Origin of the sequence: Nonlabens agnitus, from assembly GCF_002994045.1 — a bacterium.
Taxonomy (GTDB): Bacteria; Bacteroidota; Bacteroidia; order Flavobacteriales; family Flavobacteriaceae; genus Nonlabens; species Nonlabens agnitus.
This window is the reverse complement of record NZ_MQUC01000003.1, coordinates 2,220,005-2,234,004: the sequence shown is the minus strand read 5'-3', so window position 1 is coordinate 2,234,004 and position 14,000 is coordinate 2,220,005. Positions and strand designations below refer to the sequence as shown.

Annotated in this window: 12 protein-coding genes; 6 read left to right on the top strand and 6 right to left on the bottom strand. The window is 43.2% G+C overall.

All coding sequences use genetic code 11. The annotated features are described in order from the left end of the window. Window positions 1–3: 3 nt before the first annotated feature. The 5 genes from BST86_RS10230 to BST86_RS10210 all read right to left on the bottom strand — a co-directional run bounded on the left by BST86_RS10230 (window position 4) and on the right by BST86_RS10210 (window position 6,349). Window positions 4–2,460, bottom strand: coding sequence for a ligase-associated DNA damage response DEXH box helicase (locus BST86_RS10230; protein ID WP_105983165.1), 2,457 nt, complete (start codon window positions 2,458–2,460; stop codon window positions 4–6). Continuing rightward, a complete protein-coding gene (locus BST86_RS10225) occupies window positions 2,457–2,834 on the bottom strand; it encodes a hypothetical protein (protein ID WP_105983164.1) in 378 nt (125 codons plus the stop codon). The genes BST86_RS10230 and BST86_RS10225 overlap by 4 nt, the downstream gene beginning before the upstream one ends. Window position 2,835: 1 nt before the next feature. After that, on the bottom strand, window positions 2,836–4,587 hold the full coding sequence (locus tag BST86_RS15040; protein WP_105983163.1) for an ATP-dependent DNA ligase: 1,752 nt from the start codon (window positions 4,585–4,587) through the stop codon (window positions 2,836–2,838). A gap of 149 nt (window positions 4,588–4,736) precedes the next feature. Beyond that, window positions 4,737–5,765, bottom strand: coding sequence for a ligase-associated DNA damage response exonuclease (locus tag BST86_RS10215; protein WP_105983162.1), 1,029 nt, complete (start codon window positions 5,763–5,765; stop codon window positions 4,737–4,739). 50 nt (window positions 5,766–5,815) lie between these two features. Continuing rightward, window positions 5,816–6,349, bottom strand: coding sequence for a hypothetical protein (locus BST86_RS10210; protein ID WP_105983161.1), 534 nt, complete (start codon window positions 6,347–6,349; stop codon window positions 5,816–5,818). 310 nt (window positions 6,350–6,659) lie between these two features. Here BST86_RS10210 and BST86_RS10205 point away from each other — a divergent pair, with 310 nt between their 5' ends. Further along, window positions 6,660–7,598, top strand: coding sequence for an NAD-dependent epimerase/dehydratase family protein (locus BST86_RS10205; RefSeq protein WP_105983160.1), 939 nt, complete (start codon window positions 6,660–6,662; stop codon window positions 7,596–7,598). Between the two features lie 58 nt (window positions 7,599–7,656). Further along, on the top strand, window positions 7,657–8,082 hold the full coding sequence (locus BST86_RS10200) for a tellurite resistance TerB family protein (RefSeq protein WP_105983159.1): 426 nt from the start codon (window positions 7,657–7,659) through the stop codon (window positions 8,080–8,082). A gap of 67 nt (window positions 8,083–8,149) precedes the next feature. Here the strand turns inward: BST86_RS10200 and fbp are convergent, their stop codons facing one another. Further along, window positions 8,150–9,160: a class 1 fructose-bisphosphatase gene (gene fbp, locus BST86_RS10195; RefSeq protein WP_055411122.1), complete on the bottom strand. Its 1,011-nt coding sequence runs from the start codon at window positions 9,158–9,160 to the stop codon at window positions 8,150–8,152. A 113-nt stretch (window positions 9,161–9,273) separates the two neighbouring features. Between fbp and BST86_RS10190 the strand changes: the two genes are divergently transcribed. Genes BST86_RS10190 through BST86_RS10175 form a run of 4 tightly spaced genes read left to right on the top strand, consistent with a single transcriptional unit; the run spans window position 9,274 to window position 13,974 of the window. Then, the gene (locus tag BST86_RS10190; RefSeq protein ID WP_105983158.1) at window positions 9,274–9,747 is read left to right on the top strand and encodes a GNAT family N-acetyltransferase; all 474 of its coding nucleotides are present in this window, start codon (window positions 9,274–9,276) and stop codon (window positions 9,745–9,747) included. Continuing rightward, entirely contained in the window at window positions 9,744–11,030 is a 1,287-nt protein-coding gene (locus BST86_RS10185) for an aspartate kinase (protein ID WP_105983157.1), read from the top strand. The genes BST86_RS10190 and BST86_RS10185 overlap by 4 nt, the downstream gene beginning before the upstream one ends. Before the next feature lie 48 nt (window positions 11,031–11,078). Further along, the gene (locus tag BST86_RS10180; protein WP_105983156.1) at window positions 11,079–12,908 is read left to right on the top strand and encodes a GNAT family N-acyltransferase; all 1,830 of its coding nucleotides are present in this window, start codon (window positions 11,079–11,081) and stop codon (window positions 12,906–12,908) included. Further along, window positions 12,889–13,974 (top strand): carboxypeptidase-like regulatory domain-containing protein, encoded by a 1,086-nt coding sequence (locus BST86_RS10175; protein WP_105983155.1) that lies wholly within the window; start codon window positions 12,889–12,891, stop codon window positions 13,972–13,974. Before BST86_RS10180 ends, BST86_RS10175 begins: the two co-directional genes overlap by 20 nt. The last annotated feature ends 26 nt before the right edge of the window (window positions 13,975–14,000 follow it).

Genomic DNA, 14,000 nt, shown 5'->3' with positions numbered 1-14,000 from the left:
GGCTTATTCCCACTGCAACTGCATCCTTTTAATCCTGTCTGCTAGCTTCTCGCTACTTAATTTTTCGCGTAAGCGGTCTGTGATGATGGGAAATGAAAATGGTGTTGGTTTCTCGCAAGCTTTCCAGACAATTTCTTGATTCTGGATACGCTGTAGCGCATCAAACAATCGGTACTCTTCAATTGCTTGTTCAAAGGTTTCTGTGTACGCTTGTCTGAACAGCAAATTTTCGGGTTCGTTGTCACGAAAGACTTCAAACAACAATTGGCTGCTGTTTTGAAGGTGCTTGGTCTTGATCAATTTATTGGGATAACCCGTAAATACCAGTCCAGAAATAACCGCAATATCGCGGAATTTCCTCCTTGCCATTTCCGTAGCATTCATGCTGGATTGCAGGTCTTGCGACAGCATTTCTGGCGTGAGCAGATTATTGTCCAGTACTTCCTGCATGTCAAATTCCTGATCGCTCAAGATTTCAAAGCCGTAATCGTTAAAGGCGAGCGAGAACGTGATAGGTTTCAATAAACTGATGCGATAGGCAATTACACCGGCCATCGCTTCATGCACAAATCGGCCTTCAAACGGATAAAAAACCGCATGATAACCTTCGCGGGTTTTGAAAGTCTCAATCAAGAATTGATCTCGTTGCGGGATGATGCTTTCGCGCTGCTGGCGTGTAATAATATCTCTTAACGCCTTGACTTCTGGTGTACGCTTTTTGCCCGTTTGGAAATTGATCATTTCCTCACGCAGCAGTTCGCCCAGTTGGGCGCTCAAAGGCAGCTTGCTGCCTTGCCAGTTGGAAACTTGAGCTCTTTTTCTCGTGGAGTTACGCACTTGCGCGACCATGCCTTTCAACCGAATGAATTCCAGCGTGCGTCCAGCAAAAACAAAAACATCACCACGAGAAAGTTTGCTTATGAAGTATTCCTCAATCGATCCTATATAACCACCAGTCACATACTTCACTGTCACATCAGTTGCTGTGACGATGGTGCCCATTTGTAGGCGATGGCGCATGGCGACCTTGCGATCTGTAATCACATATTTCCCATCGGGTTCTACCGTCACGCGTTTGTACTCATCATAGTTTTGTAGCGATGAGCTGCCGTGAAAGATCAATCGCAGGCACCAGTCCCATTCTTCATCAGTTATGCTGGCATAGCAAAAGGTATTCTTGACTTCGGGATAAATTTCGCTAGGGTAAAATCCGCCAGAAACGGCGAGCGTACACAAATACTGTATGAGCACATCATAACATAAAATGTACGGCAATCGATCTTCTACGGCTTGAGTGGAAACGGCTTTTTGTAGCGCGCTTGCCTCGATCAATTCCAGCGCGTGCGTCGGTAAAAAATGAATCACACTGGTCTCGCCAGGTCGGTGGCCAGAGCGACCGGCACGTTGTAAAAATCGGGCAACACCTTTGGGTCCACCTACTTGAATAATGGTTTCCACAGGTGCAAAATCCACACCTAGATCCAGCGATGAGGTGCACACACAAGCCTTCAAACTCTCGTTTCTGATCGCATTCTCTACCCAAATCCTTGTTTCCTTATTGATCGATCCATGATGCATGGCGACCTCGCCGGCAAGCTCTGGGAAATTGGTCATCAGGCCTTGAAACCAAAGCTCACACTGTGCCCGCGTGTTGGTAAAAATGAGCGTGGACTTGCTGTTGTTAATGATTTCCACCACTTCTTTCATCAAGTGCAATCCCAGATGACCGCGCCACGGGAACTTGTCCATTGAGGCCGGAATTATGGACTTGACCTCGATATCTTTTTTCAATTGTGCTTTGATGAGTACGCTTTCGCGAAAGCGAACTTCATCCACACCTAACAACACTTGACGGGCTTGTTCCAGGTTGCCGATCGTTGCGCTAATTCCCCAAACCCGAAGTTTTTTGCTCAAGCCCAATAATCGCGAGATGCCCAGTTCCATTTGCACGCCGCGTTTGGTGCCTAGCAGCTCGTGCCACTCGTCCACCACGATGGCGTTGAGGTTGCCAAAAAACTTTTGATGATCCTTGGACGCCAGTAATAAATGCAGACTTTCTGGCGTGGTGATCAACAGATCTGGCATGGATTTGATCTGTGCCGCACGCTCTTTAGTAGACGTGTCGCCAGACCTAATTCCAACCGTAAATGGCAAACCAATCGCGTCCACAAAATGCTGGGACGTCTGCTCAATCTCGTTGGACAGCGACCGCAATGGCGTGATCCAGATCGCTTTCAAGCCTTTTTTGGGTTTGGTTTTGTAATCTGGATTTTGCTTGATGTAGTTGAGAACGATAGCGACCCACAAGGCATAGGTTTTCCCGCTACCAGTAGGCGCATTGAGTAAACCGTGTTTGCCTGCCAAAAATGCTTCCCAGGTTTTTTTCTGGAAAGGGAACGCTTCCCAGCCTTGCTGCTGGAAAAAATCTTCGGCGATATGGAAGAGTTCTTTTTTGGTCAAACTCCTTCAGGTCTTACATATGAAATAGCCTCCTTGTCTCCCCAAAGTATTAGCAATGTATCCTTGGTTTGCTTTAATAGTCTGCCTTTGGGCTGCGTGTTTGGATAATACAACCAAATACTATCCTTGTTGATAGTATACCTACCATTGCTCGTATCAGCGGTGCTGAAATGGCCATCAGACTTGAAGTTTATGTAGGAATATGTTTCTCGTCGAGAATTAGTTAGCCATTTACCAAGTAATTCATTGTTATCAAATTGATCAGTCATCGATTGGTAATCTTTAGTTTTTGAAATAAATGATGAAGCACAAGATGCAACAAGAGTTGATATAGCTATAGTGAACAAATATTTCATAATTAGGTTTGTTTTCATATTACAAAAATTCGCCATCTGTAGGAATCAAGGCCTTTAAATCATCTAGCGTGTTGGCCTCTTCTATGGGTTTGTCTTTTCTCCAGCGCACGATGCGCGGGAACCTTGTCGCCACGCCAGACTTGTGTCTTTTGCTGGGTGCGATCCCTTCAAAGGCAATCTCAAACACGTGATGCGGCGTCACTGATCGTACGGGTCCAAAACGCTCCAAGGTATTTTTCTTGATCCACGCATCCACTTTTCTAAACTCGGCATCCGTGAGTCCAGAGTAAGCTTTCGCAAAAGTGACCAATTCGCCATCTTGCCATAACCCGAAGGTGTAGTCGGTAAATAAATTGGCTCGGCGACCGTGACCTCGCATGGCGTAAGTCAATACAGCATCGACTGAAAATGGGTCAACCTTCCATTTCCACCAGTCGCCTTTTTTGCGACCTACTAAATATGGACTGTCCTTCTTTTTGAGCATTAATCCTTCAGAGCGACGCTCTTCTGCTTTGTTGCGTTCTGCAGCCACTTCTTCCCAGGAGTTGAAGTGCATGGTTTCTGAGAGCATGAGAGGTATAGATTCATTCAAAACCATATCTCGACTGTCGCTCGATACTGATTTCGAACTAGACTTGTTATCCTGAACTTGTTTCAGGATCTGCTGGTCGCCACCAGAATGCTTAGTAGTATCACCATCCGTATCTCGACTATCGCTCGATACCGGATTATTTTTCTGAACTTTTTTCACCAATTCCTCCAACAACTTCCTGCGTTCTATGAATGGCAATTCTCTAATGTCTTTACCTTGCCATTCCAACAAGTCGTAGGCAACGACCACCACAGGAACGTCCTTCAGTAATTTTTTACCGACTGTTTTGCGGCCTATCCGAGTTTGAAGGTCGTTAAAGTTCATGATCTCGCCGTCCTTGTAAGGCAATATCTCGCCATCGATAACGGTACCGTTGGGAATCACATCGAGGAATTTTTGAAACTCGGGATATTTATCGGTGACCAATTCTTCACCGCGTGACCAGACGAATAATTCGCCAGCCCTAATGATGGTTTGAGAACGTATGCCGTCCCATTTATGTTCTGCACTCCATTCGGCAACATCGCCTAAATCTGATACATCACCTTCTACCGCATAAGCCAGATAAAACGGATAAGGTTTGCCGCGCATGGCGACCTCGTTATCTTCATAAACCAATTCTTGAAAGGTAGTATTCTCACCAGTCCAGCTACCCATCAGTTTATGCGCTAAAACACCTTGATCAATACCTGTGGATGCTGCGAGTGCACGTGTCATTAATTTCTGTGAGACGCCAATTCTAAATCCGCCAGTCATGATTTTATTGAAAACAAAACGCTCATAGTAATTCAGTTTGAGCCAGTTTTCCTGTAAGTATTCCTTCTTTTCTTCATCTGTTTTTTTGTGCAAGGCAATCAATTCGTGAATGATTTGCGATAAGGATTTATCGGATGGTTCGCTGGTCGTAGGTAGGATGAGCGCGATCGTTTCCGCGAGGTCACCTACAATGTGATAGGATTCTTCAAACAGCCATATGGGAACACCGCTAATGTCTGTCGCCCATTCCCGCATGAGCGTGGTATTGACCGGTCGTTTGGGTCTCCTATGGGAAAGAATCGCAATGGTCCACAATTTATCCTCTTCAGGTGCCGTGTTGAAATATTCGGTTAAGGCAGCGACTTTGAGCGTGGTCTTGTTGGTACCATCGATGGTTCTTATGAGTTCTGCGAATTGTTTCACGTTCCTAAATTTAAACTTAAGTCAAAATCAAAACTTAAATTATCGGTCGCGACCAATGCACTTTGAAACTTGGATAAGTTGGTTTTTGATGTTTTAGATGAGCGCATGAGTAGTTCTATAATTTGAATTTAAGTTTGGATTTAAATTTATCATTCAGTTTCGGCCTCGATTTCAGGTTCAGATTCATTGACCGTTTCGCCTTCGTACTGCGTGCGCTCGCTAATGGCGTTGAGGCCTTTCTCTTCACGTAGGTATCTGGCAAAAATATCTTGATAACCGTGTGTCGTGATCACATTCTCACAAGCAGTGGCATCGATGCTTTCCAGTAAACCATCCCAATCGCAATGATCTGATAAAACAAAACCTTTGTCAATGGCTCGCCTGCGGCGAGCACCTCTAAAAGTCATCCAGCCGCTAGCACTAGCCGTAGCATAAGGCACAAATTTGCGCATCCATGCAGATCCATGAGCGCTAGGTGGCGCCACCACGATATTACCTTTCAGTTCTTCTTTAGTAGTTTCTCGAGTAACCAAGGTTGTTTCTGGGAAATCGATGAGTTCGCGCAATACTTCAGTCATTTTATAGACCGCGCCATGGCAGTATATTTTCATTTGTGATGTGTCTAAGTGCTTGATCAGTCGCTGGGCTTTCCCTAGGGAATAGGCAAATAGGATGGAGGTTTTACCTTCGGCATGATTTTGAGCGCACCATTCGTTGACATCGTGCATGACTTCGCTTTGTGGTCGCCATTTGAAGGCTGGCAACCCAAAAGTGCATTCCGTTATAAAGGTGTCACACTTAATGGGAACGTAAGGTGTGGAAATCCCATCATCTTCCGTTTTATAATCGCCGGTAAAAACCCAGACTTCGTCTTTATGTTCCACCCTAATCTGGCAAGATCCCGGAATGTGTCCCGCAGGATGGAATGAAAACTTGACGTTGTTGATGAGCAGGCTTTCGCCATGAGCTACACCAGAAACATTAATATCTCCCAATCTGTGGGAAATAATAGGCACATTGTCGTGATGCGTGATGTATTTTTTGTGGCCCCAACGGCTGTGATCTGCATGGCCATGAGTGATGAGCGCCTTGTCTACCGGTTTCCATGGATCTAGATAAACACCTGCAGCATCACAGTAGATACCATTGTCTGTAAATTGTAGTAGTGGCTTGCTCATTGCCTAAAATTAGGCGCCTACCAGTGAATTATCGATCGTTTAAGAGAAGTTTATAAGCCGATGGAATCATTGGGAACGCCATCCAGATCTCGCAGGTCTGACTTCAGTTCTTCTATTAGCTGCTGCTCAAGGTCGTCGACATAGGACTTCTCGTTGAGCTGACCGTTGAGGTTGTCCAGTGCATCTATAATGTTGCTGTAATATTCCTTGTACTCGTTGGCAGATTTGCTGGTGTAGCCTAAAAAGGAAGCGTATCGCCTCAATCTGGTCTCCAGTACCAGGATTCTGGAGCGTATGGGTTGACTGTCAAACTCTGGTATCATGTTCGCACGCAAATTACCAGCCAGCGTTGCCAGACGCTGCGTGGACGCTTTACTGTGATCATAATTCTCAAAAGAAGTTTGGAAGGTCGTGTAGGCTTCCCATTGCGAGGCGATTCCTTGTGCCTCGCCCACGAGCGCCACTTGGGTTTCTGGAAACTGGATTTGAGAAACATCAACCTTGTCTGCCTTGACCGTATCACGTTCTTCTTCCTGACAGGAAATTAATACTAGGCTGAAAAATAGGAAAAGGATATAACGCATAGACAAGTCAAAATTAAACAAAAAAAGCACCTCTTTATTGTTGTAAGTTCTAGGCTAGTGAAAAGCCCATTTTTGGAAATAGTGACAGATTTCCACTTTAAAAAGCTGATTGGTTTGAGTAGTCCCATTTTATCATTCGCAACCAAAATTAAAATACTATGTGTAAAAGACCGATTCTTAACAGTGTTGTTGAGAATACATGGATGATTGATGAGTTCGCTTTCGCGAAAGCGAAATATGTATAACCATCGCTACCTATCATCCATAGCTTGTAGGTGTCCACTATATTTGCAGGAAACTTAATCGCATAATGCCAAATAAAATTCTAGTCATAGGTGCCTGCGGGCAGATAGGAACTGAATTAACCATGAAGTTGCGTTCCCTCTATGGAAACGACAACGTCATAGGCGCAGATATTAGGGAAGGAAATAAAGAGTTGATGCAATCTGGTCCTTTTGAGATACTGGATGCGATGGATAGAGAAAAGGTAAGCCAGGTTTGTGAATCCCAGAAGGTGGATGAGGTGTACCTTATGGCGGCGATGCTAAGCGCTACTGGTGAAAAGTTTCCAGATAAAGCCTGGAAGCTCAATATGGATTCTTTGTTTATCGTTCTGGATCTGGCTAAAGAAGGAAAGATCAAGAAAGTGTTCTGGCCATCGAGTATTGCGGTTTTTGGACCTACAACGCCCAAAGAACAAACGCCACAGCATACCATCATGGAGCCTACCACGGTTTATGGCATAAGCAAACAAACCGGTGAGCGCTGGTGTGAATATTATCATCGTAAATATGGTGTTGATGTGCGCAGCATACGCTATCCTGGACTTATTTCATGGAAGACCTTGCCAGGTGGTGGCACGACAGACTATGCCGTCGAGATTTTTCATAAAGCCATAAAAGAAGGTACTTATTCCTGTTTTTTGTCCAAAGACACAGCTTTGCCTATGATGTATATGGAGGATGCCATAAGAGCCACTGTGGACATCATGAAAGCTCCAGCAGAGAACATCAAAGAACGATCCAGCTATAATTTAAGCGGTATGAGTTTTACACCTCAAGAAATGGCTCGTTTCATTGAAAAACACCTGCCAGATTTTGAGATAACTTATGAGCCAGACTCCAGGCAGCAGATTGCTGACAGCTGGCCATCGTCCATTGATGACCGTCAGGCACGTGCCGACTGGAACTGGAGTGCGGCTTATGACCTTGAAAAAACAGTTGCTGAAATGCTGCAACATCTATCCTAGAAAAATCTGATAGCAGCTCCATATTATTATATTTGTACCTACTTATCAAAAACGAATTATGTCATTTTCATCATTATTTGAATCTGGAGAAAGCGCCAGAAATAAAAGTCATTTTGCAACAATTGTTTCCCTTGCACACTCCTCGGGATTAAAGGATGAGGAGAAAGTGATGTTACAGCGATTCAAGAGTGTGCTGGACATTTCAGACGCTGATTTTGAGGATATCATGAAGGATCCCAGCAAATATCCCGTAACGCCACCTAACACAACTGAAGAACGCATACAGTGGTTGCACGACCTATTCAAAATTGTTTTTGCAGACCATAGAATGGACGAGCCAGAACACAGACTGTTGCGCAAGTATGCGGTCGCTCTAGGTTACAATGATGCAGATGCAGAATACCTTGTAGAACGCTCGATTGAAATATTCAACGGACACTTAAATCTGGAAGATTACAGGTATCTTTTGAATAAAAATAGATAGGAATTTTTCCCTTGAATAAAAAAAGAGCTTTTCCAGATGGAAAAGCTCTTTTTTTTGAAGTCTATTTTCAACTGTTTGCCCTAGCGATAAATTCTTCGGCTTTTTCTACCATTTTCTTGCTGCCGCAAATAAAAGGCACGCGCTCGTGTAACTCGGTAGGTTTTAGTTCCATGATGCGTGTGGTACCATCGCTGGCTTTGCCACCTGCTTGTTCTACAATAAATGCCATTGGGTTGCATTCATAAAGCAATCTTAGTTTTCCTTTGGCGGCTTTAGAACTTTTAGGATACATATAAATGCCGCCTTTGATCATATTACGGTGTATGTCACTGACAAGGCTACCTATGTAGCGACTGGTATATGGTCGGTCGCCTTCTTCCTTTTGGCAATATTTGATATAATCCTTGATCCCTTGTGGGAAGTGTACATAATTTCCCTCATTCACACTGTAGATGTGACCTTCTTCAGGAAACTTCATATTGGGGTGCGATAGGTAATAGGTACCCAATGCTGGGTTAAGTGTGAAACCATTGACACCATGTCCAGTCGTATAGACCAGCATGGTGGATGTACCATAAACAATATAGCCTGCGGCTACCTGCAGGTTACCAGGTTGCAAGAAATCCTCTACTTGTACTGGTGTTCCTAATGGCGTTACCCTGCGATAGATCGAGAAAATGGTTCCAACGGACACGTTCACGTCTATGTTAGAACTTCCATCCAACGGGTCGATCAACACCACATACTTATTCTTGTGATCACTATTGGATCCAGAAATGGTGATAAAATCTTCATTTTCCTCACTGGCGATTCCACAAACGATCTCTCGATTGGTTAGGGTTTGTATAAATACGTTGTTGGCAAATACATCAAGTTTTTGCTGATCTTCACCTTGAGTGTTGATCTCACCAGCGCTACCAGTAATATCCACCAGACCGGCTTTATTAACTTCATGATTGACCATTTTTGCGGCAAGACGTATGGAATTGATGAGTCTTGAAAGCTCGCCGCTACTGTAAGCGAACTCACCTTGATTTTCAATTATAAATTCTCCTAGGGATTGGTTGATACGTGCCATGTAGCTTTTGGTTTGCACAAATATATAGCGTTGGTTAAACTATAACGTTATCGTTACCCACTTTTTGCCTTCTGTTGTGTGCCTCTAATATTTTTTGACTTTTCTTTGTTGTCATGATACACGTACGACCAGCAAGAAGTGAGGATTATCCTAGAGTTCTGGAACTTATTACAGAACTAGCCATTTTTGAGAAGGAACCAGATGCCGTTGAGGTGACGGTAGAAGAGTTGCAATATCACGCCTCTACAAAACCACCGTTGTTCACGTGTTTTGTAGGTGAGTATGATGGCAAGGTAGAAGGCATCGCCTTATGCTACCCAAGGTTCTCAACCTGGAAAGGAAAAACGATTCACTTAGAGGATTTGATCGTTACGGAAAAGATGCGAGGCAAAGGCCTAGGCAAGGCATTGTATGATCGCGTACTCACTCACGCGCAGGAACAAAAAGTCAAACGCGTGGAATGGGTGGTTCTGGAATGGAACAAAAATGCGGTCGAATTTTATGAAAGCACAGGCGCCACCATCATTCCTGGATGGCACCTGGCGCAAATGGATGGAACATCACTAGCAGAATATTTAGGAAAATGAGAATTTACAAATTTGGAGGAGCATCAGTAAAAGATGCCGATGGAGTACGCAACGTTACTAAGGTTTTAAAAACCATGGGAACCCAAAATCTGGGCATCGTGGTTTCAGCGATGGGCAAGACTACAAATGCGCTGGAGGCGGTCATTGCCAGCTATGAATCTAATGACAACAGCTATCTCAAGCTTATTGATCATTTGCAGGAGCAACACTTGGAGATCATTGAAGACCTAGAGAAGAATGCGGATGGTGTTGAGGACGGTTGGGTAGTTCGCTTTCGCGAAAGCGATATAAAAAAAGACCTCAAAGCTATTGTAGAGTCACTCAAAGGCGAAATGCTGCGCAACAAGAGCCGCAACTACAGTTTTCTTTACGATCAAGTCGTGAGTCATGGAGAATTAATGTCTACTAAAATCGTGGCCGCCTATCTGAATTCCTGCGATATTCCCGTGGTCTGGAAAGATGCGCGTCAACTTATCATGACTGATAATAAGTATAGGGACGCCACGGTAGATTGGGAGCATACCGAGGAGCAAATCCAAAAAGAATGTAATGAGGAATTGTTTATTACACAAGGATTCATAGGATCTGATGAGAACGGCTTTACCACAACCCTAGGTCGTGAAGGTAGTGACTACACGGCGGCGATTCTTGCCTATAGTCTCAACGCTAGCGAGGTAACGATCTGGAAGGACGTTCCAGGTGTTCTCAACGCAGATCCACGTGTCTTTCACGATACCGTATTGTTGCAACAAATACCTTATGATGAAGCTATTGAGTTGGCTTTTTACGGCGCCAGTGTTATTCACCCTAAAACACTGCAGCCACTTCAAGAGAAAAGCATACCTCTTAATGTTAAGTCGTTTATAGATCCTAAAGCAGATGGGTCCACCATTACTTCCAGTGAAAGCCTGGTGCCTACTACACCTTGTTTTATCGTGAGGAAGAATATGGTGTTCCTACGTATCGCGTCCAGGGATTTCAGCTTTATTGGTGAAAAGAGTATCTCAAAGATCTTTGACGAGCTTAGTGAGAATAAAATACAGGTAGGACTTTTACAAAACAGTGCAATTAGTTTTTCCCTTTGTGTAGAAGATAAATATGCCAAGCTGGAAGAATTACTCGATGGACTGCAAAAGGATTTTAAGGTCAGTCACGTGAGTGGTGTGTCGCTGTATACCATACGCCACTATGCTGGTGATACCATTCAGGAAATGGAAGACGGCAAGGATGTTTTACTAAAACAACGTACCCAGGAAACGCTCCAACTGGTCGTCAGGGAATGATGCGTTGTCGTTGTGTTATATTTGTTGGTAAACGTAGGTAATTGATTTATGAGTCTGGTAAATGCAAATGAAGTAGCAAAAGCAATCCATATCGACAAATATGGTGTGCTGGGACGCATAGGCGGCTGGTCGCTTATGAAGTTGCTACGCATTTCTACACTCAACAAAATTTACACACGCAACAAGGATAAACAAGGCACGGTTTTTTTGGATGCGATCCTGGATGATTTAAAAATTGATTTTGAAATACCAGAGGACGATTTAAAACGCATTCCAAAAACTGGCGGATTTGTTACTATTTCCAATCACCCATTAGGCGGCGTTGATGGAATTTTGTTGCTGAAGCTATTGCTGGATAGAAGACCTGATTTTAAGATCATTGCAAACTTTTTGTTGCACCGAATTGAGCCACTTAAACCATACATTTTACCTGTAAATCCATTTGAGGATCATAAGGATGCCAAATCATCAACAGCGGGTTTCATGCAGGCGATGCGTCATTTAAAAAGCGATTTACCTTTAGGAATTTTTCCTGCTGGCGAAGTGTCTACCTATCGCGATGGCAAACTTGTGGTAGACAAACCATGGGAACCAACCGCTATGAAATTGATACAGCGAGCTGAGGTTCCTGTGATTCCCATTTATTTTCACGCAAAGAATAGTAAGTTATTTTATAGACTGGCCAAGATTTCTGACACTTTCAGGACCGCAAAATTACCGTCAGAATTATTGACCCAAAAAAACAGAACCATCATTGTTAGGATTGGAAACCCAATCAACGTCGCAGCGCAAAAGGAGCACTCTTCACTTGATGATTTTACAGAGTTTTTGAGAAAGAAAACCTATTTACTCTCCAAAGCTTACGATAAGGAAACGGTCAAGCTTAGAGATATTCCCAAGAATATCAAACTGCCTAAACCACCACCTAAAAAAATCATAGAGACTGGCGATAGCGCCAAAATGATCAAAGAGGTGGATCAATTGCGCCAGGATGAAAAACGCTTGCTCATCTCCAAAAATTACGAAGTATTTCTTGCCAAGGCCGACAAGATCCCGAACATTTTACGTGAATTGGGTAGATTGAGAGAGATCACTTTTAGACAGATAGGAGAAGGCACTAACAAGTCCATTGATCTGGATAAATATGATGAATATTACCACCAGATGTTTCTATGGGACAGCGATGCCAATTGCATCGCCGGCGCCTACCGCATGGGAATGGGTGAAGAGATTTTTAAGGAATATGGTATTGAAGGTTTTTACCTCAATGAGCTTTTCAACATAGATGTGGATGCCCATAAGATGATGTCTCAAAGTATTGAAATGGGACGCGCCTTCATCATTCCAGAATATCAGCAAAAGCCGATGCCATTATTCTTATTGTGGAAAGGCATCGTGCATTGTACGTTAAGGTTTCCCAATCATAAGTATCTTATTGGTGGCGTGAGCATAAGTAATAAGTTCTCCAATTTCTCTAAGTCTCTCATGATAGAATTCATGAAGTCCAATTATTATGATCCTTATCTAGCCCAGTTTATCAAGCCTAAAAAAGGTTTTAAAGTAAAGCTGGAAGATGCCGATAAGGACTTCATTTTTGACGCCTCAGAAGCTGACTTGAACAAATTTGATCGTCTTATAGACGAGCTGGAGCCAAATGAATTGCGTTTACCTGTTTTGATTAAGAAGTATGTCAAGCAAAACGCCAAGGTCATTGCTTTTAATGTAGATCCGTTATTTAATAATGCGATTGACGGGTTGATGTACATTAGGATAGCAGACCTTCCAGAAAGTACGGTAAAACCGGTCATGGAAGAGTTTCAAGCCGAAATGGAAGAGAAATATTTCAAATCCAACGACGATGCCTCTGCAGCAAAATAGTATTTTCCACCAGGTCATTTTGGTGTTCTTCCTTTCTTTTTTCACTATTACCCAGGTAAGTGCCCAAGAGCAACTGATAGAAGGTAAAGTGGTAGATGCCATTACTAAAGAGCCCTTGATGGGAGTTGGCGTTTATCTGTCTGGAACTTCTACTGGTGTGGTAACTGCTCTAGATGGTAGCTATTCCATCAAGTACGATCAGGAAATGAAAGCGCCTTTAGTTTTCGCTTATTTGGGATACGAGACGCGCACCTTTGTCAATCCATTACAAGAAGATTTAAAACTGGTTTTGTTAGCTCAGCAGGAAAATGAATTGGAAGCCGTGGTGATTAATCCAGATCCATGGGATCGTGCGACCAAAGAAGGTCTTTTTCTAGATCATTTTTTAGGCCTTAGAAGCCTCGAGGATTCTGAAATACTCAATTTGAAAGATGTACGATTAAGGTTTAATACAGATTCTAAACAACTCACAGCCAGCTCTCGCAATCCCATCATTATCGTGAATAAACATTTGGGATACCGCATTAAGTATGATCTGATCGAATTCGAAATTAATTTTAGATTTTTCAAACCTACACAAGGAATAGAGCGTAGGTTTGAGATCGAACACGCTAGGGAAAATTATAGGGTTGAAAGTTCCTTTGTTTCGGGAAGTTCTTTTTATCAGGAGCTTGAAAAGGATCGACCTAGTGAGAGAAGGAGAAATAGGCGTCGTGAGAAGGCCTTTGAAATATCACAGCTGCTTTTCTTTCGATCCTTGATCAACAAATCATTAAGCGAAAACAAATTTGAGCTCTATCATAAAGGCTTCCGGGTGAATCCAGAAGATCATTATAGAGTTCGAGAAGAAAACGGTCTTTATAAAATAACGTTTAGACATCTCAACTATTCCGTTAGGGATCGTGATGGACATCAAACCGATTTGACGCTGCACGACCATTTTATTTATGTGGATTCTTTTGGTAATAATCTATCTGCAAGAGAATTGATGTTATCAGGATATTTGCCTCAGCTAGGTGTTGGCGGCATGCTGCCATTGGATTACAACACAAACTCAGACGAATAAAAAAGTCGCCCTAAAGCGACTGAGTG